General features: G+C 60.3%; 20 protein-coding genes and 1 tRNA gene. 14 read left to right on the top strand and 7 right to left on the bottom strand.

Features of this window, described 5'->3' with window-relative positions; translation table 11 throughout:
• Positions 1 to 98 precede the first annotated feature (98 nt).
• Positions 99 to 1106 (bottom strand): tRNA dihydrouridine synthase, encoded by a 1008-nt coding sequence (locus tag WA157_RS00735; protein WP_422619120.1) that lies wholly within the window; start codon positions 1104 to 1106, stop codon positions 99 to 101.
• Between the two features lie 6 nt (positions 1107 to 1112).
• Complete coding sequence (locus tag WA157_RS00730) at positions 1113 to 1652, bottom strand: cyclic nucleotide-binding domain-containing protein (protein WP_422619119.1); 540 nt, start codon at positions 1650 to 1652, stop codon at positions 1113 to 1115.
• 166 nt (positions 1653 to 1818) lie between these two features.
• On the opposite strand from WA157_RS00730, the gene WA157_RS00725 reads away from it, so the two are divergent.
• Positions 1819 to 3423, top strand: a complete 1605-nt coding sequence (locus tag WA157_RS00725) for a GGDEF domain-containing response regulator (RefSeq protein ID WP_422619118.1) — start codon at positions 1819 to 1821, stop codon at positions 3421 to 3423.
• Here the strand turns inward: WA157_RS00725 and WA157_RS00720 are convergent.
• Complete coding sequence (locus WA157_RS00720) at positions 3410 to 4738, bottom strand: hemolysin family protein (RefSeq protein ID WP_422619117.1); 1329 nt, start codon at positions 4736 to 4738, stop codon at positions 3410 to 3412. The two genes, WA157_RS00725 and WA157_RS00720, sit on opposite strands and share 14 nt — an antisense overlap.
• Positions 4739 to 4762: 24 nt before the next feature.
• On the opposite strand from WA157_RS00720, the gene WA157_RS00715 reads away from it, so the two are divergent.
• Positions 4763 to 5611 (top strand): symmetrical bis(5'-nucleosyl)-tetraphosphatase, encoded by an 849-nt coding sequence (locus WA157_RS00715; protein WP_422619116.1) that lies wholly within the window; start codon positions 4763 to 4765, stop codon positions 5609 to 5611.
• Between the two features lie 21 nt (positions 5612 to 5632).
• On the opposite strand, the gene WA157_RS00710 is transcribed toward WA157_RS00715, so the two are convergent.
• Entirely contained in the window at positions 5633 to 7141 is a 1509-nt protein-coding gene (locus WA157_RS00710; protein WP_422619115.1) for a DEAD/DEAH box helicase, read from the bottom strand.
• 170 nt (positions 7142 to 7311) lie between these two features.
• On the opposite strand from WA157_RS00710, the gene WA157_RS00705 reads away from it, so the two are divergent.
• The 6 genes from WA157_RS00705 (at position 7312) to panC (ending at position 12248) form a co-directional block, all read left to right on the top strand.
• Complete coding sequence (locus WA157_RS00705; protein WP_422619114.1) at positions 7312 to 7518, top strand: DUF3460 family protein; 207 nt, start codon at positions 7312 to 7314, stop codon at positions 7516 to 7518.
• Positions 7519 to 7593: 75 nt separating this feature from the next.
• The gene (locus tag WA157_RS00700; protein WP_422619113.1) at positions 7594 to 8442 is read left to right on the top strand and encodes a segregation and condensation protein A; all 849 of its coding nucleotides are present in this window, start codon (positions 7594 to 7596) and stop codon (positions 8440 to 8442) included.
• 8 nt (positions 8443 to 8450) lie between these two features.
• Positions 8451 to 10064 (top strand): L-aspartate oxidase, encoded by a 1614-nt coding sequence (gene nadB / locus WA157_RS00695; RefSeq protein WP_422619112.1) that lies wholly within the window; start codon positions 8451 to 8453, stop codon positions 10062 to 10064.
• A gap of 35 nt (positions 10065 to 10099) precedes the next feature.
• On the top strand, positions 10100 to 10507 hold the full coding sequence (gene panD, locus WA157_RS00690) for an aspartate 1-decarboxylase (protein ID WP_422619111.1): 408 nt from the start codon (positions 10100 to 10102) through the stop codon (positions 10505 to 10507).
• A complete protein-coding gene (panB, locus tag WA157_RS00685) occupies positions 10504 to 11388 on the top strand; it encodes a 3-methyl-2-oxobutanoate hydroxymethyltransferase (RefSeq protein WP_422619110.1) in 885 nt (294 codons plus the stop codon). The genes panD and panB overlap by 4 nt, the downstream gene beginning before the upstream one ends.
• An 11-nt stretch (positions 11389 to 11399) precedes the next feature.
• Complete coding sequence (panC, locus tag WA157_RS00680; RefSeq protein ID WP_422619109.1) at positions 11400 to 12248, top strand: pantoate--beta-alanine ligase; 849 nt, start codon at positions 11400 to 11402, stop codon at positions 12246 to 12248.
• 25 nt (positions 12249 to 12273) lie between these two features.
• Here the strand turns inward: panC and WA157_RS00675 are convergent, their stop codons facing one another.
• Positions 12274 to 14682: a UvrD-helicase domain-containing protein gene (locus WA157_RS00675; RefSeq protein WP_422619108.1), complete on the bottom strand. Its 2409-nt coding sequence runs from the start codon at positions 14680 to 14682 to the stop codon at positions 12274 to 12276.
• Positions 14683 to 14706: 24 nt separating this feature from the next.
• On the opposite strand from WA157_RS00675, the gene WA157_RS00670 reads away from it, so the two are divergent.
• From WA157_RS00670 to WA157_RS00645, 6 genes are all read left to right on the top strand, one after another.
• Entirely contained in the window at positions 14707 to 15447 is a 741-nt protein-coding gene (locus tag WA157_RS00670; protein ID WP_422619107.1) for a hypothetical protein, read from the top strand.
• Between the two features lie 175 nt (positions 15448 to 15622).
• Positions 15623 to 16600, top strand: a complete 978-nt coding sequence (locus tag WA157_RS00665; RefSeq protein WP_422619106.1) for a GMP reductase — start codon at positions 15623 to 15625, stop codon at positions 16598 to 16600.
• Between the two features lie 145 nt (positions 16601 to 16745).
• Positions 16746 to 17633, top strand: a complete 888-nt coding sequence (locus WA157_RS00660; RefSeq protein ID WP_422619105.1) for an NAD(P)-dependent oxidoreductase — start codon at positions 16746 to 16748, stop codon at positions 17631 to 17633.
• A 111-nt stretch (positions 17634 to 17744) separates the two neighbouring features.
• Positions 17745 to 17820 (top strand) — tRNA-Lys (locus WA157_RS00655).
• A 300-nt stretch (positions 17821 to 18120) separates the two neighbouring features.
• Positions 18121 to 18390, top strand: a complete 270-nt coding sequence (locus WA157_RS00650; protein ID WP_422619104.1) for a hypothetical protein — start codon at positions 18121 to 18123, stop codon at positions 18388 to 18390.
• A 67-nt stretch (positions 18391 to 18457) separates the two neighbouring features.
• On the top strand, positions 18458 to 18820 hold the full coding sequence (locus WA157_RS00645; protein ID WP_422619103.1) for a DUF2784 domain-containing protein: 363 nt from the start codon (positions 18458 to 18460) through the stop codon (positions 18818 to 18820).
• Positions 18821 to 18875: 55 nt separating this feature from the next.
• On the opposite strand, the gene bamE is transcribed toward WA157_RS00645, so the two are convergent.
• Entirely contained in the window at positions 18876 to 19382 is a 507-nt protein-coding gene (gene bamE / locus WA157_RS00640; protein WP_422619102.1) for an outer membrane protein assembly factor BamE domain-containing protein, read from the bottom strand.
• A gap of 128 nt (positions 19383 to 19510) precedes the next feature.
• Entirely contained in the window at positions 19511 to 20239 is a 729-nt protein-coding gene (locus WA157_RS00635; RefSeq protein WP_422619101.1) for a glutathione S-transferase, read from the bottom strand.
• Positions 20240 to 20992 lie beyond the last annotated feature (753 nt).

The raw sequence follows: 20992 nt of genomic DNA, 5'->3' as shown, positions 1-20992 counted from the left end.
CTGAACGACTGCATGGTAATCGATTCATAGCGGCACTTTTCCCGCTGATTGAACAGCGCTGGGGCCGCAAAACAAGAATTGCGAGCTAACCTTGTCTGTCACTGCAACGCCAGCCATTGACCAATGGCAGCGGGCTCACTGAGGGTCCGCAACGCCACATAGGCCCGCTCGGCTTCGGGGTGGTGGTGGCGCAGAAAATTGAGCCACTGTTTAAGCCGGCCCGCCTGCTTGCGACGATCCAGCCGCGCGCACACCAGGCGCCAAAATTCTGCAATGAATGGCAGCAGGGCCTGCCAGTTGATGATCGGGTACAGCGCTGGGCAGGTGGTCAAGGAAGAATCGGGCCACACGCTCCCCCAAGGCGCGGGGCTGGCATCAGGCCCTGCCATGGCCGCCTGAATCGCCAGGGCCAAACCCGGGTTGGTCACCATACCGCGGCCCAGCATCAAGCTGTCGCAGCCCGACTCCTCGCGACAGCGCAGCGCGTCCTGCACATTCCATATTTCGCCATTGGCCACCACCGGGATGCGCACCACGGCTCGAATGTCGGCAATGCGTTCCCAATAAGCGGGTGGGCGGTAAGCGTCGGCCCGGGTGCGGGCGTGTACCACCAACTCACTGGCACCACCACCTTCAAGGGCCAGCGCACACTCCAGCGCACGTGAGTCGTCATGAACCCCCAGGCGCATCTTGGCCGACACGGGCATGGCTTTGGGGACGGCACGCCGCACAGCCGCCACAATCGCCAACAGCAACTCGGGCTCATCGAGCAAGGCAGCGCCGCCGCCGTGGCGATTCACCGTTTTGGCCGGGCAGCCGAAGTTCAGGTCAATGCCATGTGGCCCCAGAGCGGCCAGGCGGGCGGCGTTTTCTGCCAGGCAGACCGGGTCGGATCCCAGCAACTGGGCGGCGACCGGTACGCCGGCAAAAGTGCGCCCGCCATTGAGCAATTCAGGCACGACGCGAATGAAAACCTGATCGGGCAGCAGGGTGTTGCTGACGCGGATGAACTCGGACACGCAGCGGTCCACCCCGCCGACACGGGTCAGGATGTCACGCAGCACAAAGTCCAGCAGTCCCTCCATGGGTGCGAGAAGAATCGCCATCCGGTTTCAAGGGCCTGTATTTCGCCCGGCCAGATCGGCAAGCATCACGCTTGAATCGTCCAGTCGGCTGGCGAGAATGCTGGCGATATTGCGGTAAATGATGTGTGCACTTTCAGGATTGGTATCAATGAGTTCGCGATAGAAGCGCATGGTCACGGTATCACGGATGGCGCGCACCGTGGCGGATCGCAGTTGCTTGCTCACCAGCGCCATCTCACCCACGCATTGGCCAGCGCTGAGCCGGGCCAGCTCGACCACCTGTCCGTTGCGCAATTTTTCAACCCTCACTTCACCTGCGATCAGAACAAAGAATGACTCGCCGATATCTTCTTCGTTGAACACCACTTCACCGGCCTTGACCGAAAAATATTCAGCCATCGCCAGTGTGCGCATCAAACAGTCCGGCGTCATGCCTTTGAAAATCGGCACCTGTTGCTTGATTTTCTGAATGATGGCGGGGTCAAGCTTGAGGGCAGGTTGCCGCACGATCATGTCGGCCCGCACGTTTTCAGCGGACATTTGAACAATGGCGGGATCAACTTTCATGAGCGATGATGGTACACGGGCCGAGTTGGGAGATCGATCAGGGGCTAAAAAAGAAAAGCTCAACGCACATCCTCAACGCCATATTGGCTCCGCGTCGGCGCACGCAGTCGCCAGGGCCATGCAAGCTGCACTGTCATAATGAGCCGATCGAACCGCACAGAAAATGATGTCCTGCCCGCCTGCTGAACTCAAGAAGAAAAGCGACGAACTTCTCTTTAAATGGTGGACTTATCTCAAGTCTCCCGACTTTGAGCCTTTCGTCGAGTTTGCGGTTTGCTTGTCGAGTTTTTCCGATTTTTTGCAGAACCAGGGTTTATCGGGTCTGCACCAGCTATCGCACCACCTGGAACAACAGGCACTCACCCTGTTTGATGAGGCGGATCGGCACCAGATATCGGTCGACACCCTGAACGATTTATGCGGCCAGATTGAGTCCTTGGGTACGCGGGTCACGCGCTTCATTGACAGCAACACCCGCCCCGTGGAGCAACGGCGCGAATCCCAGGAAACCGGGACCGCCAGCCGCCTGAATCCGACGCAACGCATTTGGTTTATCAGCAACGCCGACAGTTCCTGGCGCGCCCTGGTGACGCAGCTGGCCTACTTCGGCATCCAGGCCGAAATTCATCCATGGCATGGCGTTCCCTCGGAAGCTGAAGAACCCAGCATTTTGTTGCTTGATACCCAGGACATGGCGCTGGCACCGGCGTGCGACCATATCCAGGCTTTGCGTACCCGTTTTTTGGCCAGCAAACTGATGGTCTACACCCAGCAGGCTGACTTCGACAGCCTCAAAGTGCAACTGCGCGCGGGTTGCGACTTCTGCTTTGCCGCGGCCACGCCGCAATCAACCATCCTGGCCCGGATCATCGAGTTATGCAGCAATGAAGAAGAGCCGCCCTACCGCGTGTTGGTGGTGGAGGACTCATTGACGGCCAGCAAGTCGATCCAGCGCACACTCAAACAAAGCGGCATTGAGTCCTTCGCCGTGGCCAATCCGGCCGATGTGCTCAGTGGACTGCGCGAATTTGAGCCGGACCTGATTCTGATGGACATGTACATGCCGGACTGTACCGGCGTGGAAGCGACGCGCATTATTCGCCAGCATGCCGAGTTCCTGTCGACGCCGGTGGTTTATCTGTCCGGCGATGGCGACATGGCGTTGCAGGTGGACGCGCTGCGCCTGGGCGGGGATCACTTCCTGACCAAGCCCTTTAACCCGGTCTTCCTCAACGCGGTGGTCAAGAGCAAGATAGAACGCTACCGGGCGCTGCGCCGCTCGATGCAGAACGACGGCCTGACCGGACTGTTCAACCACCGCACGATCAAGGAAAAACTGAACGCGTCCCTGAACGAGGCCAGCACCAGCGGCAGACAATTCGCCGTGGCCATGATCGACATTGATCAATTCAAGACCATCAATGACAGCTATGGTCACCCAAACGGGGACCAGGTGATCCGCAGCCTGGCCTGGCTGCTCAAACAGCGCCTGCGCAAGACGGATCTGGTAGGCCGCTATGGTGGCGAGGAGTTTCTGGTGGTTTTACCGGGTTCCGATTTCAATCAGGCGTTTGACATTCTGGACCGCATCCGGGTTGATTTCAGCCGCATCAGATACCCCTTCGAAGAGCGCTGGTTTGAGTCCACTTTTTCGGCCGGCGTATCCTATTTTCCAGGCACGCGCAACGCCGAAGCACTGATCAAGGAGGCCGACGACATGCTGTATGACGCCAAGCTTGGCGGACGCAACTGCGTCGTCACGCACGGCTAGGCGTGACCTGGCCCGGCTGCACGCAGGCAGCCAGTGGCGTGGCCAGCACCTTGTCAATGCGCTTGCCATCGAGGTCCAGCACTTCAAACTGCCAGTCGGCGCATGTGATGCGCTCGCCGACCGACGGCAGGTGGCCCGACACGGACATCAGCAAGCCCGCCGTCGTGTTGTAGCGGCCGCGGTCTTCTTCTGGCAGCTCATCAATCGCCAAGCGAACCTTGAGTTCGCTCACCGGCATCAGGCCGTCGAGCAGCCACGAACCATCGTCGCGCTGCGTGGCCCAGGCATCAATCTGCGCACCCGGCTGCAGTTCACCCGTGATGGCCTCCAGCAAATCGCGGGGTGTCAGCAAACCCTGCACCACGCCGTACTCATCGACCACCAGCACAAAGCGGCCGGCTTTGGCACGAAACTGCTCCAGCAACTCCATGCCACTGAGCGTCTCGGGCACAAAGGTGGCGGGGGTGATATAGGCCTCGATCGTGCCCGGTGTGTCGGCGCCAAGTTGCAGCAAGCGCGCCACGCTGATCTTGCCCACCACGTCATCGAGCGAGCCGCGGCACACCGGATACCAGGAATGGGCCCCTCTTTCGCCACCCGAGCCGGCCAGCTTCAAGCTGTCGGCCACCGTATTGGAAGCATCCAGCCATTCCACATCCGTACGCGGCACCATCAGCGAGGTCAGCGGCCGGTCGTCGAGCCGAAATACGTTTTGCACCATCTGGTGCTCATGCTGCTCGATCACGCCGGCGTCGACACCTTCTTCGAGGCTGGCAGTGATTTCTTCTTCGGTCACGGCACGCGCGCCGGTTGTGTCAATGCGCAACAACTTGAGAACTGCCGCAGTGGTACCCGAGAGCAGGCTCACAAAGGGCCCGGCGGCGGTGGCCAACCACGCCATCGGCCGCGCCACCCAGCGCGCCACGATTTCCGGGTGCAACTGGCCAATGCGCTTGGGCACCAACTCGCCAAAAATGATGGTGATGAAAGTGATCAAGGTGACCACAATCGCGGTGGCTGAAATAGCAGCGGCTTTGTCAGCGACACCCCAGCCGTGCAGCCAGGCTGCCACACCGGCGCTGAATGCCGCCTCGCCCACAATGCCGTTGAGCACGCCGATGGACGTGATGCCGACCTGCACGGTAGATAAAAACTGATTCGGGTTCTCCAGCAGCGTCAACGCAGCGTGCGCGCCTTTGTCACCTGCTTCGGCCATGGTAGTGAGCCGCACTTTGCGGCTGGCGGCCAAAGCCAGCTCCGACATGGCGAACACGCCATTGAGCAGGGTCAGAAAGGCGATTAACAAGATTTCCATGAATCACAAGCGAGAATAAACACCATGGCACTTTACTTGATTGGCGACGTGCAGGGCTGCAACAGCGCCTTGCAGCGCTTGCTGGATGAAATATCTTTCTCCCCAAGCCGCGACACCCTCTTTCTGCTGGGCGACCTGGTGAACCGCGGGCCGGATTCGGCCGACGTGGTGCGACGTCTGATGGGCTATGGCACAGCAGCGCAATGTCTACTGGGTAACCACGACCTGCATCTGCTGGCAATTGCCTACGGCGCGCGCCAGCCGAGCCGGCACGACACACTGAATGGCATTCTGGATGCACCCGACCGGCAGGCGATGCTGGACTGGCTCAGGTGGCAGCGCATGGCGATACTGGAACAGGTCGCAGGGCATGACGTTCTCATGGTGCATGCCGGCGTCCTGCCAAGCTGGACCGCAACCCAAACCATGGCCCTGGCCATGGAGGTGGAGTCGGTACTGCGCAGCGCGGCGCTGGGCGATTTTTTGCAGCATATGTATGACGACCAGCCTGACCATTGGGATGAGGCGCTGACCGGCACGGCCCGCTGGCGCGTGATTGTGAACGCCCTCACGCGCCTGCGCTTTTGCACGCCAACAGGTCACATGGAATTTGGCACCACCGGCGGGCTCGACGCCGCACCGGCCGGTTATCTGCCGTGGTTTGAGGTGCCGGGCCGTCAGACGTCCGGCGTCATGCTGGCTTTTGGCCACTGGTCCACATTGGGCTGGCTGGGACGCGCCAACGTGCTGTCGCTCGATACTGGCTGCGTCTGGGGTGGTGCCTTAAGCGCCTTGCGGCTCGAAAGCGTCAATGGGCAACTGCAGCAGCAGTTGATTCAGGTCAAGTGTCAGCAAGCCCAAAAACCCGGCTAGCCGACCCGGCCCCAACCCACACTACGCCGACTTGAACAGCGCTGCAACCCGGCGCTTGGGCTTGATATTGGCAGACGCGCTGCGCCCACCCTGCCGAGTCGCAGCGGCCTCCCAGGACGGTGCTTCCGCGGCGACCACCGCAGGTTCGTAGGGCTTGTCAAAAAACGGATCACGCGGCGCCGACAGCGGTCGTGTGAAATCGCGCCGGGGTGGCCGCTCCGGCCGGGCATATTGGCCTTCATGGGCCACGTCGCGCAGCGAGCCCGCCCGATGGGCGCCATGGCGGGAGTCGTTCTGCGCACCTTCGGCATACATGCGGTGGCCGTCGTTGATGCGGCCCTGCTTACGGATGTCGGGCACATCTTCATCATATTCAACGGCTTCAAGTTCAATCTTGGTATTGAGCAGTTTCTCAATATCCGTCACCAACCGAATGTCGCTCTTCGCCACAAAACTCACTGCCAGGCCAGCCGCGCCGGCGCGCCCGGTGCGACCAATGCGGTGCACATAGTCTTCAGCATTGAAGGGAATGTCAAAGTTGAAGACGGCCGGCACATCCTTGATGTCGAGCCCGCGCGCCGCCACATCGGTGCACACCAGCAAATCGACCTCACCGCTTTTGAAGGCTTCGAGGGCTTTCAAGCGCTCATCCTGGCTCTTGTCGCCATGCAGTGCCGTGGTTTTCAGGCCTTCATGCTCAAGCGAGCGGGCCAGGCGGGCGCAGCCGAGTTTGCTGTTGACAAACACAAAGGCCTGCTTCATGCCGCGTGATTTAAGGATCTGGTGCAAGGCATGACGCTTGTCATCCGCATCAACGCTGTAAAAATGCTGCTCCACGGTGGAAGCAGCAGCGTTGGAACGTGCAACTTCAATCGTTACCGGGTCTTGTAGATAGCTGCTGGCCAGGCGTTTGATTTCCGACGAAAACGTGGCCGAGAACAGCAAGGTGATGCGCTGCTTGGGCAAATAGCTCAGGATGCGTTGCAAATCGGGCAAAAAGCCGATGTCCAACATGCGGTCGGCCTCATCGAGCACCACATATTCCACCTGGTTCAGCACACAATTCTTGGCTTCGATGTGGTCCAGTAGCCGTCCGGGCGTGGCCACCAGCACTTCAACGCCTTTTTTCAATTCCAGCGTCTGGGGCTTCATGTCCATACCGCCAAAAACAACCGCGCTACGCAGATTGGTATGGACGGCGTAGTCTTTGATCGCCTGCGCCACCTGGTCGGCCAGCTCACGCGTGGGCAGCAGCACCAAGGCACGCACCGGATGGCGGGCCGGTGAGGTCGAACTATTTTCGTGCTTGAGCATGCGCTGCAGCAAAGGCAGGGCAAAAGCGGCTGTCTTGCCGGTGCCGGTCTGGGCCGCGCCCATCACGTCACGGCCCTGCAGCACCACTGGAATGGCCTGCGCCTGAATCGGCGTCATGGTCTCGTAACCCATGTCGGCCACGGCACGCGCCAAAGGGGCGGCGAGCTGCAACTGGGCAAAGGCCATGGGAAGGGTATCGGGGGTCAGTTCAGTCATCAAATCGGTCATTCATAGCCAAGGTTAAGTGCTATCGATCCGATAGCTGGTGAAATCCCCAAGCCTGGGGACAAACGGGCATTATCCTCTATACAGGAAAATGCTGCGGTGCGGGCGCCCCATTCGACGCCGTGGGAGGCCGCTAAAATAACGCCGAAAGGTTTAAGTCCATGAATATTTTTCACCGCCCCTATTACCAGTCTGAAGCAACGCAGTTCATCGATGAGCTCAAGGCCAAGAACCCTGAGCTGGCCGTAAAGCAACGCCAGGGGCTGAAACTATTGTGGGACAAAGCTGTCGACTGGAGCGCCTGGCGCGAGTACCGGGCCGCCCAGGTCAGGCAAAAACCTTACGTCTACCAGACCCTGACTGATTAAGAGCCAAATTGGCCTCCAGCCCTCTGAAACAGTGCGATTATAGCTATACATTAGATAGCAAAATGACTGCCTGACATGGTTGACAGCGCCGAACTGCTCGCCCAATTCAAGCCCGATTCATCCGGCATGCCGGATGTGGTGGACCACGTCGCGGTCGCCCGCTTGTATGGTGAGCCGCTGTTTGCCATGCCGCGGGATTTGTACATTCCACCGGATGCGCTGGAAGTCTTTCTGGAGGCCTTTGAGGGGCCGCTGGACCTGCTGCTGTACCTGATCCGCAAACAAAACTTCAATATTCTTGACATTCCCATGGCGGGCATGACGCGCCAATACCTGGTCTATGTGGAAGAAATTCGCGGCCGCAATCTGGAACTCGCCGGCGAATACCTGTTGATGGCTGCGATGCTGATTGAGATCAAGTCGCGCATGCTGCTGCCGCCCAAGAAAGTGGCCGAGGGGCAAGAGGCCGAAGACCCGCGCGCCGAACTGGTGCGCCGCCTGCTCGAATACGAGCGCATGAAGCTGGCCGCGGCACGGCTCAACGCCATACCCCAGTTTGGCCGCGACTTCCTGCAGGCGCAGGTGTTTATTGAACAATCGCTGCAGCCACGTTTTCCGGATGTCAGCGTGGTCGATTTGCAGGAAGCCTGGGGCGCGATTTTGAAGCGTGCCAAACTGGTGCAGCACCATAAAATCACGCGCGAAGAGTTGTCGGTGCGCGAACACATGAGCCTGGTGCTCAAAAAACTGCAGGGGCGACGTTTTGTCGAATTTGAAGAGTTGTTCGACCCGGCGAGCGGCGCGCCCGTACTGGTCGTGACCTTCATCGCCATGCTCGAACTGGCCAAGGAAACCCTGATCGAAATCACCCAGGCTGAAGTTTTTGCCCCCATTTACGTCCGTCTGGCCTATTCACTTAACTGAAGCCCCGCATGAATGCCCAAAATGTGCCCCCCCCCCCTTCCACCCTTCATTTTGACGTGCTGATTGTCGGCAGCGGCCTGGCCGGACTGAATGCGGCCTTGCTGCTGGCGCCGACCCGGCGCGTGGCCGTGATCACCAAACGCGCCATGAAAGAGGGCTCCAGCGGCTTGGCCCAGGGCGGCATTGCTGCCGTTTGGGACAAAAACGACAGCTTTCAAGCCCACGTAGACGACACCCTGGTGGCTGGCGCCGGTCTGTGCGACGTGGCGGCGACCCGTTTTGTGGTGGAACAAGCGCCCCAAGCGATTGCCTGGCTACAGACCATGGGTGTGCCTTTTTCTGAAGAAAACGGCCGCCTGCACCTCACCCGTGAAGGTGGCCACAGCGCGCGGCGCATTGCACACGTGACCGACGCTACCGGCGCCGCCGTCCAGGACACATTGATCGAGCGCGTGCGCCGGACCCCCAACATCACCCTGTTCGAGAACCACACCCTGGTGGACTTGATCACCAGCGCCAAGCTGGACCCGCTGGGCAACCGCCAGGCCGGCGCCAATCAGTGCCTGGGTCTCTATGCACTCGACGATGTCACGGATGAGGTGATTACCTTCGAGGCGCAGCACACCATTTTGGCCACCGGCGGCGCCGGCAAGGTTTATCTGTACACCACCAACCCCGACACCGCCACCGGCGACGGCATTGCGGCGGCCTGGCGCGCGGGCTGCCGGGTGCAGAACATGGAATTCATTCAATTCCACCCGACCTGTCTTTACCACCCGCACGCCAAGTCGTTCCTGATCAGCGAGGCGGTGCGGGGTGAGGGCGGGCGCTTGCTGCTGCCTGACGGCACGCGCTTCATGCCTCAGCACGATGCACGCGCTGAACTGGCACCGCGCGATATCGTGGCCCGCGCCATTGACTTCGAAATGAAAAAGGGCGGGTTCGATTGCGTCTATCTCGACATTTCACACCAGCCACTGGCCTTCCTGAAAGAACATTTCCCCAACATCTACGCACGCTGTCTGGAACTGGGGATTGATATTTCGAAACAGCCCATTCCCGTGGTTCCCGCCGCCCACTACACCTGTGGTGGCGTGTTGGCCGACCTGGACGGACGCGCCGACTTGGGCGGTCTGTATGCCATCGGCGAAACCGCCTGCAGTGGCCTGCATGGCGCCAACCGGCTGGCCAGCAACTCACTGGTGGAGTGCATGGTGTTTGCGCGCGCCGCCACGCAGGTCATCGATCAGACCCCGGTGGCCAAGCCACGGGAACTGCCCGCCTGGGACGACAGCCGTGTGAGCGATGCGGACGAGGCAGTGGTGATTTCACACAACTGGGACGAGTTGCGCCGCTTCATGTGGGACTACGTCGGCATTGTGCGCACCAACAAACGGCTGGAGCGCGCCGCCCACCGCATCGCCCTGCTACAGGGTGAAATTCATGAGTTCTACGCCGCCTTTCACGTCACCCGCGACCTGCTGGAGTTGCGCAACCTGGTGCAGGTGGCGGACCTGATCGTGCGTTCGGCCCAGTCCCGCCATGAGAGCCGTGGCTTGCATTTCAGTCGCGATTACCCGCAAACCGACACAGTCGCCAAACCAACCACGCTGGTGCCTTGAGGCGCCCTGCCCCCCTGCCAACAAAGAGACCCATCATGCTGCGCACCCTGCTCAAATCCAAGATTCACCGCGCCACGGTGACCGACTGCGAACTGCACTACGAGGGTTCGTGCGCCATCGACGAGGATCTGCTCGACGCCGCCAATCTGCTTGAGAACGAACAGGTTCATATCTGGAACATCAACAACGGCGAACGCTTTGTGACCTACGCCATCCGCGGCGAGCGCGGCACCGGCATCATCTCGGTCAACGGCTCTGCGGCGCGCCGCGCCGCCGTGGGTGACCTGATCATCATTGCCGCCTTTGCCCAGGTGCCCGAGGCCCAGCTGGGCGGATTCAAGCCCCAACTGGTGTTTGTCGATGCCAACAACCGCGTGCAGCATCAACGCTCGCACATTCCGGTGCAGGCGGCGGCGCACCCGCAAGAAGGAAGACCCGCATGAACGCGAGCGTGGAGTCCACCAACGCCACACCGTACGGCACGCTGCCACCGACCGCTGCGGCATCGGCGCGCAAACCCATCAGCCTGCCGCGCCTGCTGGAAATGCACGCGCGGGGCGAGAAACTCACCATGCTCACCGCCTACGACGCCACGTTTGCCGCAGTGGCCGACGCGGCTGGCGTGGAGTGCATCCTGGTTGGCGATTCACTCGGCATGGTGTGCCAGGGCCTCTCCAGCACCATGGGCGTCACCCTGCAAACCATGTGCTATCACATCGAAAGCGTGGCGCGTGGCCTGCGCCGCGCGCAAGCCACGGCCTGGCTGATTGGCGACCTGCCCTACGGCAGCTACCACGAATCGCGCGAGCAAGCCCTGCGCAGCGCTGCCGCCCTGATGCAGGCCGGCTCGCACATGGTCAAGCTGGAGGGAGGAGGCTGGACCGCCGATACCGTGCGGTTTTTGGTGGAACGCGGCATCCCGGTGTGCGCTCATCTGGGCCTGACGCCGCAAACCGTGCATGCGCTGGGCGGCTACCGGGTGCAAGGCAAAACGCAGGAGTCCGCCGCCCTCATGAAACGCCAGGCCCATGAACTGCAAGATGCCGGCGCCGCCCTGCTGGTGCTGGAAATGGTGCCCGCTGCGCTGGCCGCCGAGCTCACCCAGGAACTCACCCACTGCGCGACCATCGGCATCGGCGCTGGCAAAGACACCGCCGGCCAGGTGCTGGTGTTGCATGACATGCTGGGCATCAACCTGGGCAAGATGCCCAAGTTCGTGCGCAACTTCATGACCGGCGCACCGGGTGTGAAAGAAGCCATGCAAGCGTATGTGGCGGCCGTGAAGAACGGCAGCTTCCCCGACAACACGCAACACGCCTGGTAAATTCTTTTGCTATGAAAATCGTCAGAACCATTGCAGAACTGCGCCAGCACCTGAGCGCCTACAAGCATCCCGCCTTTGTGCCCACCATGGGCAATCTGCACGAGGGACATTTGTCGCTGCTGCGTCAGGCCAAGCCGCTGGGCGATGTGCTGATCGCCAGTATCTTTGTCAACCGCCTGCAGTTTTTGCCACACGAAGACTTTGACACCTACCCGCGCACCTGGGAGGCCGACTGCCAGGCGCTGCAAGCCGCTGGCTGCGATGTGCTGTTTGCACCTGGTGAGCAAGAGCTGTACCCCGAGCCACAAACCTATCGGGTGCAGCCACCGGCTGAATTGGCCGACATTCTGGAAGGCCACTTCCGGCCCGGCTTTTTTGTCGGCGTGAGCACCGTGGTGATGAAGTTGTTTGCCTGCGTGCAGCCCCGCGTGGCGGTGTTTGGTCAAAAAGACTACCAGCAACTCATGGTGATCCGGGGCATGGTGCGCCAGTTTGCCTTGCCCATTGCGGTGCTGGGCGTGGCCACCTTGCGCGCCGCGGACGGTTTGGCCCTGTCATCGCGCAACAACTACCTGACACCCTTGGAGCGCGCAGAAGCCGTGCACCTGTCCCAATCGCTTCAGCAAATGGCACAAGCGTTGCGCGCTGGCACCCTGGACATTGCCGCGCTGGAACAACAAACCATGGTCGATTTGACAGCACGTGGCTGGCAACCGGACTACCTGGCCGCCCGGCGCCGCGCTGATTTGCAAGTGCCCGCAGCAGACGAAGTCGCGGCACTGGTGCAAAACGACGGCCTGGTGCTGCTGGGCGCTGCCCGGATTGGCAACACGCGGCTGATTGATAACCTCGAAATCTGAACCGCCCAGCCTTGGGCATTGACGGCTAAGGCACTGGCGTCAACTTGGCCACACTCAGCGCCAGCCACTTGACGCCATGGCGCGGGAAGTTGATTTGGGCCCGGGCGTCGTCGCCGGTGCCTTCCAGGGTTTGTACCGTGCCCTCGCCAAATTTGGCGTGAAAAACCTTCATGCCGGTGCGCAAACCATGCGCCGGAGCTGCTTTTTGAATCGGCACCGGGGCCGCCGCAAATTTGGAATAATTTATATCAAATTGGCCTCTAGCCCCCGTGTATCCTTGGCTAGTAGCTCCTGAATATGTAGCGCCATCAGCGCGCAAGCCCTGATGCTTGGGCGTGATCCACTTCAATGCCGCTTCCGGCAACTCGTCAAAAAACCGGCTCTTCGGGTTGTAGCGCGTCTGCCCATGCAGCATGCGGGTTTGTGAATGGCTCAGGTACAGCCGCTTGCGCGCACGGGTAATCGCGACGTACATCAGACGCCGCTCTTCCTCCAGACCGTCGCGATCGCTCATCGAGTTTTCGTGCGGGAACAGGCCTTCTTCGATGCCGGTGATGAAGACACAGTCAAACTCCAGGCCTTTGCTGGAATGCACCGTCATGAGCTGGATGGCGTCCTGCCCCGCTTGCGCCTGGTTGTCGCCCGCTTCCAGCGCCGCATGGGACAAAAACGCCGCCAGTGGCGACTGGGTTTCGCCGGTCTCAAGATCCGGCGCCGGCTCGTCAAGCACTGGCTGACTGAGGTCCAGCCCCTGCGACGCTGGTGATTGGGTCAAGGCGTGGCCCTGTTCATCGACCGGCAAGGCCGCGGCATCACGGCCAAAGTTTTCCAGCGAGACAAAGCTCTCGGCCGCGTTGACCAGCTCTTCCAGATTTTCCACCCGGTCCGCGCCTTCGCGGTCGGCTTTGTAATGCTGAATCAACCCGCTGTGGTCCAACACCCGCTCCACAATCTCACTCAATTTCATGCCGCACGTCTGCTCGCGCAAGACGTCGATGCCGGCCATAAAGGCGCCGATGTTGGCGCCCGCCTTGCCGCCCAGGCCGCTCACCGCGTCGCTGAGCGAACAGCCGCTGGCGCGCGCCACGTCCTGCAGTTGCTCCAGACTGCGCAGACCAATGCCGCGCGGCGGAAAATTCACGGCGCGCAGGAAACTGGTGTCGTCACGCGGGTTCTCCAGCAAGCGCAGGTAAGCCAGCGCATTCTTGATTTCAGCGCGCTCAAAAAAGCGCAGGCCCCCATACACCTTGTACGGTATGCCGGCGTTGAACAAGGCGGTCTCGATGACCCGGCTTTGCGCATTGCTGCGGTACAGCACGGCAATTTCTTTGCGCTCCATGCCCTCGCGCACCAGTTGCCGCATCTCGTCCACCATCCACTGCGCTTCGGCAAAGTCACTGGTGGCTTCAAACACCCGCACCGGCTCGCCGGGGCCTTGGGCGGTGCGCAGGTTCTTGCCCAGCCGTTTGGTGTTGTAGCTGATGAGCTCGTTGGCCGAGTCCAGGATATTGCTGCCGCTGCGGTAGTTCTCCTCCAGCTTGATCTGGTGTTTAACCTTGAACTCGCGCACAAAGTCGGCCATATTGCCCACGCGCGCACCGCGAAAGGCGTAGATGCTCTGGTCATCGTCACCCACCGCCAGCACACAGCCGGTCGGGTTGAAGCTGGCATCATCGACCGTGCTGTGCGCGCCAGTGCCGGCCAGCATCTTGATCCACGCATATTGCAGCTTGTTGGTGTCCTGAAACTCGTCGATCAGGATGTGACGGAAACGCCGCTGGTAGTGCTCGCGAATCGGGTCGTTGTCGCGCAGCACCTCATAGCTGCGCAGCATCAATTCACCAAAATCAACCACGCCTTCGCGTTGGCACTGGTCTTCATACAGTTGGTAGATCTCAACCTTTTTACGGGTTTCCTCGTCGCGCACTTCCACCATGTTCGGGCGCAGCCCATCTTCCTTGCAGCCACCAATGAACCATTGCATCTGTTTGGGCGGAAAGCGCTCGTCATCAATGCCAAACTGCTTGTACAGGCGCTTGATGCTTGACAGCTGATCCTGCGTGTCCAATATCTGAAAGCTCTGCGGCAGATTGGCCAACTTGAAATGCGCCCGCAAAAAACGATTGCACAGGCCATGAAAGGTGCCAATCCACATGCCACGCACGTTGATCGGCAACATCGCGGCAAGGCGCGTCATCATCTCCTTGGCGGCCTTGTTGGTGAAAGTCACGGCCAGCACGCCGCCGGGCGTCACCTGACCGGTTTGCAGCAGCCAGGCAATGCGGGTGGTCAGCACCCGGGTTTTGCCGGAGCCGGCCCCGGCCAGGATCAAGGCATGCTCGGCCGGCAGCGTCACAGCCGCACGCTGCTCGGGGTTAAGGTGCTGCAGCAGAAGATCGTCCGGGGGGCTTTGTTGTGTAATTGCAGAAAACATAGCCCGATTGTAGAAAGCGGACCAATGACCACACACAACCCCATCCACCGCGCCTGGACCTGGGCCGGATGTGGCTTTTTTTTCGCGCTGCTGCTGACGAGCCCCCTGGCGCACAGCCAGTCAGTCTGCAGCAGTGACGATCAAGCCGCACCCAGGGTGCTGTTCGAGCGCTTTGTCAATGCTGATTGCGAGTCGTGCTGGAGCGACGCCTCCACCCCGCTAGCGCCGCGCGGCGCCCTGACGCTGGACTGGATCGTGCCCGGCCGTCAGGGCGATGAGGCCGCACTGGCTGGCGCCGCCAGCCGCGACGCGCTGATGCGCCTGAACGCGCTCAACCGTGATCGCCCGGACGCCCTGCGCAGCGAAGAAATCAAGGTGCACGGATGGCCTGGCGCGACCTTGCGGGTGGCCCATGGGCCTGCACTGGGCGGCTATGTGGGGGCCTCCATTGAACTGAGCTTGCCGGCGGCTCAACAACCACCAAGCCCGCTGCAAGCCTGGCTGGTGCTGGTGGAAACATTGCCAGCGGGCTTCGAGGGTTCGCCCGTGCCCCGAAATCTGGTCAGAAACGTGTTCCAGCCCACATGGAACAAGCGTGATGCACTATCAAATTCAGAGCGGTTGAGCTTCAAGGACATCAGACCCCTGAACATCCCCGAGGGGGCAAAATCCGAGCGCTTGCGGGTGGTCGGCTGGGTGCAGGATACCAGCGGCCGGGTGAGCATCGCCGCCGAGTCCCTCTGCCCGGCCGCCGAACCCCACTAGGCCTGGCCGCGCAACTGCCGTAGAATCAAGCACCGGGCCCAAGCAATTGCGGCCCGGTTTTTTGTTTCTGCACTGCTCGTCCAGTGCACGCGAACAAAGCCCGGGTCCAGTCCAAGCGCCCATCCTTGATGCGTTGGGGATGCTTTCAACCAGTTGGACACAGGAGCTTGGGACCATGGAAATTTTTGACTACGACAACATCCTGCTGCTGCCGCGCAAATGCCGCGTGGAGAGCCGTTCTGAATGCGATGCCAGCGTCGAGCTGGGCAGCCGGCGCTTTCGCATCCCGGTGGTGCCCGCCAACATGAAGACGGTGGTCGACGAATCAATTTGCGTGTGGCTGGCGCAAAACGGCTATTTTTACGTGATGCACCGCTTTGATCTGGACAACGTGCAGTTCGTCAAGAACATGAAAGCGCGCGGCTTGTATGCATCAATCTCATTGGGCGTCAAAAAGCCGGACTACGACACCGTGGACCAGTTGCTGGCACTGGGCCTGGTGCCCGACTACATCACCATCGACATCGCCCATGGCCATGCCGACAGCGTGAAGAACATGATTGGCTACCTCAAAGAGAAAATGCCCACCGTCTTCATCATCGCCGGCAACGTGGCCACGCCGGAGGCCGTGATTGACCTCGAAAACTGGGGCGCCGACGCGACCAAGGTCGGTATCGGGCCGGGCAAGGTCTGCATCACCAAACTCAAGACCGGTTTTGGCACCGGTGGCTGGCAACTCAGCGCTGTGAAGTGGTGCGCCCGCGTGGCGACCAAACCGATCATTGCCGACGGCGGCATCCACGAGCACGGCGACATTGCCAAATCGATTCGCTTTGGTGCCACCATGGTGATGATTGGCTCGATGTTGGCAGGCCACGAAGAGAGCCCGGGCAAGTCCGTCGAAGTGGACGGCAAGCTGTACAAAGAATATTACGGCTCCGCCAGCGACTTCAACAAGGGTGAATACAAACACGTCGAAGGCAAGCGCATTTTGGAACCCGTCAAAGGCAAGCTCGCCGACACGCTGATTGAGATGGAGCAGGACGTGCAAAGCTCCATCAGTTATTCAGGCGGCAAACGCCTGATGGACATCCGCAAGGTCAACTACGTGACGCTCGGTGGCGACAACGCGGGTGAACATCTGCTGATGTAAGCCAGGGCGGCCATCTCGCGGCTGAGCGATCCTGTCCCCACCCGTACATAGGTTAGCGCAACCGTCAGTTGTTCGACAGCAAGATGGGTGTACACCCTCTTCATCGCATTTTGCGACGACTGGCTATTTTTCTTGAGGGGGAGCAATGAAGATTGCAGTACTGGGCATCGGCCAAATGGGCTACCTGTTGGGACGGCGTCTTTGCGAAGCAGGCCACACGGTCCACGCCTGGAACCGCACGCGCCTGAAGGCCGACCGGCTTGCACCGTTCGGCGCGACCATTCACGCCGAAGCCACTGATGCCGTGCGCACGGCAGACATCGTCATCTGCCTGCTGGAAAACGGACCCGCGGTGAATGAAGTGCTGTTTGTCGGACAAGTGGCCCAGGCGATCAAGGCCGACGCACTGGTGATCGACTTTTCATCGATTCAACCCAGCGAAGCACGGGACCACGCCGCTCGTCTGAGCGCCTTGGGCATCAGCCATCTCGATGCCCCGATGTCAGGCGGCACACTGGGGGCGCAGCAGGGCACTTTGGCCATCATGGTCGGCGGCAAGCCGGCCGCCTTTAGCCGTGCCGAAGCCATTTTTCAGGTCTTTGGCCGCGCCACCCATGTGGGACCCCATGGCGCTGGTCAGTTGGCCAAATTGGCCAACCAGATGATTGTCGGCATCACCATCGGCGCGGTGGCAGAGGCGCTGCTGCTGTGCGAAAAAGGGGGCGCCAAAATGGCCAAGGTCAAAGAGGCTATTTCGGGCGGCTTTGCCGACAGCCGCATCCTGCAAGTTCACGGCCAACGCATGGTTGAGCGCGATTTCGCGCCCTACGGTCGCATGTCGATACAACATAACGATTTGCGCAATGTCCTGGCCACGGCGAAGGAAATCGGCTTCGACGCCCCCGTGACCGAAATGTTTGAGAAGCTTTACCGCGACGGCATCGAGCACGGTCTGGGCGACCTGGATCACTCCGCTTTGTTCGTTGAATTGGCCAGCCGTAATGGCATCAGCGGCGTCAAAGACCTGCTATGATCTCGGCCTGTCCAAGAGGAAGGACGTGGTCAGGAAAGTCTTGCGCTGGCAACGCAAAGTACAGCGGGTCTTAGCCCATTTTCCTCGGTCACAGCAACGTTTAAATAACGTGGGAACTTAGCTCAGTTGGTAGAGCAGCGGACTCTTAATCCGTAGGTCGAGAGTTCGAATCTCTCAGTTCCCACCACTTAACCCTGCCAGACATAGAAAGCCTGCTACATAATTTTTAGCAGGCCTTTTTGTTTGTGGCCTCAAGTAGCCACCAGCCAAAACCCAGCCCGCGCCCGTCTCGATCATGGGGGGACTTCACCAGAGCAACCCCTGGGGGCATTTGTATCCTTCCAGCATGCCGGCTATAGTGCAGGCGCTGACACTGCTACGTTCATTCAACCCTGTAACCTGACCATCGACCCGCTTCCTCATGAAGCTAAAACTGTCCGTGGAAACGGGTCAAGTCCAGGTCTACGCATGACGAGAAGGAGTCCTTATGCTCAGACGTTCAGTACGCTTCACGCACCTTGCGGCAATTGTTCTCGGTTCGGTGCTCGTTCTTTTGCTTGGTCTGCTCGGTTTGCGCTGGGGCCAAGCCCAGGCGCAAGGCGTCATGTCCGCCCCGGCTTGCCAGTGCTCGGCCCCAACCTCCATTGCCAGCATGTCGACCCAAGTCGTTCATTGCCTCTGTGGCGGCATGTCCTGTGTCGTGAGTGAGCACACCGGGCAAGGCAAGAACTCAAACCTCATGCAATGCGTCAAGTAGGCATCGACCCGATCAGCTAACAGCTGCCTCTTCCTCGGGCGGCATCAACCATCGCACCGACGTTCGCATGTACTTTCGTTTTGCAGCTGACGGCGTTCTCCTGTTCCACTTGTCATTCATCTTGTTTGCGCTCTTCGGTGGTGTACTTGCCGCGCGCTGGCGCTGGATGCCACTGGTTCATCTTCCCGTGGCTGCTTGGGCGTTCTTCATAGAGCTCACGGGTCGCATCTGTCCCCTCACCTATCTCGAGAACGACCTTCGTGTCCGAGCCGGTCAATCAGGCTACGCGGAAAGCTTCATCGAGCACTATCTCCTCGACGTCATTTATCCTTCAGGCCTGACCCGCGAGGTTCAGTTCGTGCTTGCTGCCATTGTCGTCGTGGTCAACATCGCGATCTATGTTTGGCTTGTCATTCACCGGCGTACCTGACATGGAAACGCCGAAGCTCGCGACCACGCGATGAATGATCAGTGCGTGCCATCCATCAGAATGGAAAAATCCCGTCGCGCTGCTCGCATTCGGGCGGTTTGCCGTAACCGGCGGAGCGCACCTGCTGTTGCAGCGACAGTTCCACCTGGAACCAGTCGCAAAATGGGTTTTCGTAACGGTAGCTCCACACCACGCCGCGTGCACGCGCGAGACCCTGCACCTCACTGGGCCGACCCAGCAACTGACGCACGTCTTCCTGCGCCATGCCGGGCAGAATGCGATTGAAGTTCTGCTCGGTCAGCACCTGCTCGGCGCGGATGGCCCGGCCGGCGGCGTCGAAATAGACAAACCAAGTATGCTGACCATAAGGTCCGCGCGGGAATTCCAGTCGAGTGCCTGCGTCCACCTGGCGCTCCATGTCGGGCGGCCCCATCAGCGCCACCAGTTCATCGCGGCTCATTCCGGCCAGGGTGCGGGGCGGCGCATAGCTGCTGCAGGCCGGCAGCAACAGTGACAAGCACAACAAAAGCCAGTTCCAGGGTGACGAACAATGACGCATCATGGGTTCTCCTGATCAAGGCCCGCCTGTGGCGGCGCGGTATGAAATTTTAATTGGCATCGGCAACGGACGTCGGAGCTAGCCGGGCTCCCAGTTGATGAAGCCCTCGACCACTTCGCCACGGTAATGGCTCAGGCATCAAGCTCCGGGTAGCGCCGGAAGATGCCGTCCTCGTTGAACGCAATGCGGCGTTCGCTGCGCAGATATGCCGACACGCGGGTCTGCTGTGCAACGCGCTCGTGCAGCGCCAGCGCCAGCGGGGTCTTCTTCAAGGCGCGCTTCGTCGCCTTGGGGAACGCATAGAGCAGACCCGCCACCAGTTGGAATAGCGACAGGTCGGCATAGCTCAGGCGCGCACCCACCAGATGCCGGTCGCCTTTGGGGTTGCGCGCCAGCACAGCCTCCAGCCAGCCGAGAAACTTGGGAATGCGTTGGGTGCGAAATTCTTTCGCGGCCCGGGCCGCCTCCAACTTCTGCTCCTCGTAATACAGGCCAGCGCCCACCGGGTGGTGGGTGTTGTGCGCCTCGTCCACGGCGTCGGCAATGGTGAGCTGGATCTGATGCGTCCACAGGCGGTCGGCCTCGCTGGCGCCCACCAGCTTGAGGCGCGGCCCCAGGTACAGCAGGATGGCGGCGGTCTGCCCGATCACCTGCTTACCATCCACCAGCACCGGGCAGGCAAATGGCGGTCGTGCGACGGACTCGTCCTGCAGGTAGTGGAACAAGGCCGGCAGGCCCTGCCCGCTGGCAGCATCGCCGCGCGCGACATCGACATATGGTGCGCCGGCAGCTTCAAGCGCCAGACGGACAAATTCGCCGCGACCCTGGATGCTGGGCCAGTAGTGGAGTTGGTAAGACATGGCGTTTTTGAATCAATAAAATTTGCTCAAAGTGTCTGACAGTTGACTTCAATGTACCGCAGTTGCCGGATGCGGCTGATGGCCACCTGAGTGGTATCCAGCGCTGTAATTCGGCAACATGCTGCGCTTGGTCCTCGACAAGCGCTTTGGCCAGCACCTTGATTTCCGGGTCCATGGTGGTCTGCCGGATTTCGGCATAAAGATCAAGGCCGAGTTTCAGGCGACTGCCTACTGGCTGGCCCGCACCTACCCGCGCCAACGACTGCTATCTTCACCACCAACCGTTATCTGCCATCGGTGCCGGTCGACAACTGCGACACCAGCAAAACATTGGCGCCCGGTGTGGCCAGGGCAGCGACGTGGAGAATCCAGATGGTGATGAGGGTTGTGAGCATTTCCATGTCCTGAAGCAGGCTCAATCATGGGGGATAGCGGCATGTGCCTGAGCTGATGCCGTGCTTTTTTTTTCATCAGTACTTTCCCTAGTCGAGCAGGACTGAAAGCAAACTGAAAGCTAGTTGTTTCTAACGTCACCCCGTCGCGTCCAACTTCGGATGGAAATATTCCGCAGGCCGGACGTGATGGATAAAACCCAAGGTGAAAACCCGCCTTTAACACTAGGAGACTTTGGACTAACCCGCTGACGCGCGAACTGGTTCGCCAGTCCAGCAGGCTACCTCGGACTTTTCAGCAATCTCCTTTTGCAGGACGATGGACTCGCTGCTCGCAGCACTTCATCCCTTCAATCCGTAA

The organism is Rhodoferax ferrireducens, from assembly GCF_049302455.1.
GTDB lineage: Bacteria > Pseudomonadota > Gammaproteobacteria > Burkholderiales > Burkholderiaceae_C > Rhodoferax > Rhodoferax ferrireducens_B.
Note: the sequence above shows the minus strand (reverse complement) of the source record. Positions and strands in the feature narration are given on the sequence as shown.

Bases quoted from the DNA above. Each gene is read 5' to 3' on its own strand.
- WA157_RS00735 (WP_422619120.1), bottom strand. From the start codon at position 1,106: ATGGCGATTCTTCTCGCACCCATGGAGGGACTGCTGGACTTTGTGCTG.
- WA157_RS00730 (WP_422619119.1), bottom strand. From the start codon at position 1,652: ATGAAAGTTGATCCCGCCATTGTTCAAATGTCCGCTGAAAACGTGCGG.
- WA157_RS00725 (WP_422619118.1), top strand. From the start codon at position 1,819: ATGTCCTGCCCGCCTGCTGAACTCAAGAAGAAAAGCGACGAACTTCTC.
- WA157_RS00720 (WP_422619117.1), bottom strand. From the start codon at position 4,738: ATGGAAATCTTGTTAATCGCCTTTCTGACCCTGCTCAATGGCGTGTTC.
- WA157_RS00715 (WP_422619116.1), top strand. From the start codon at position 4,763: ATGGCACTTTACTTGATTGGCGACGTGCAGGGCTGCAACAGCGCCTTG.
- WA157_RS00710 (WP_422619115.1), bottom strand. From the start codon at position 7,141: ATGACTGAACTGACCCCCGATACCCTTCCCATGGCCTTTGCCCAGTTG.
- WA157_RS00705 (WP_422619114.1), top strand. From the start codon at position 7,312: ATGAATATTTTTCACCGCCCCTATTACCAGTCTGAAGCAACGCAGTTC.
- WA157_RS00700 (WP_422619113.1), top strand. From the start codon at position 7,594: ATGGTTGACAGCGCCGAACTGCTCGCCCAATTCAAGCCCGATTCATCC.
- nadB (WP_422619112.1), top strand. From the start codon at position 8,451: ATGAATGCCCAAAATGTGCCCCCCCCCCCTTCCACCCTTCATTTTGAC.
- panD (WP_422619111.1), top strand. From the start codon at position 10,100: ATGCTGCGCACCCTGCTCAAATCCAAGATTCACCGCGCCACGGTGACC.
- panB (WP_422619110.1), top strand. From the start codon at position 10,504: ATGAACGCGAGCGTGGAGTCCACCAACGCCACACCGTACGGCACGCTG.
- panC (WP_422619109.1), top strand. From the start codon at position 11,400: ATGAAAATCGTCAGAACCATTGCAGAACTGCGCCAGCACCTGAGCGCC.
- WA157_RS00675 (WP_422619108.1), bottom strand. From the start codon at position 14,682: ATGTTTTCTGCAATTACACAACAAAGCCCCCCGGACGATCTTCTGCTG.
- WA157_RS00670 (WP_422619107.1), top strand. From the start codon at position 14,707: ATGACCACACACAACCCCATCCACCGCGCCTGGACCTGGGCCGGATGT.
- WA157_RS00665 (WP_422619106.1), top strand. From the start codon at position 15,623: ATGGAAATTTTTGACTACGACAACATCCTGCTGCTGCCGCGCAAATGC.
- WA157_RS00660 (WP_422619105.1), top strand. From the start codon at position 16,746: ATGAAGATTGCAGTACTGGGCATCGGCCAAATGGGCTACCTGTTGGGA.
- WA157_RS00650 (WP_422619104.1), top strand. From the start codon at position 18,121: ATGCTCAGACGTTCAGTACGCTTCACGCACCTTGCGGCAATTGTTCTC.
- WA157_RS00645 (WP_422619103.1), top strand. From the start codon at position 18,458: ATGTACTTTCGTTTTGCAGCTGACGGCGTTCTCCTGTTCCACTTGTCA.
- bamE (WP_422619102.1), bottom strand. From the start codon at position 19,382: ATGATGCGTCATTGTTCGTCACCCTGGAACTGGCTTTTGTTGTGCTTG.
- WA157_RS00635 (WP_422619101.1), bottom strand. From the start codon at position 20,239: ATGTCTTACCAACTCCACTACTGGCCCAGCATCCAGGGTCGCGGCGAA.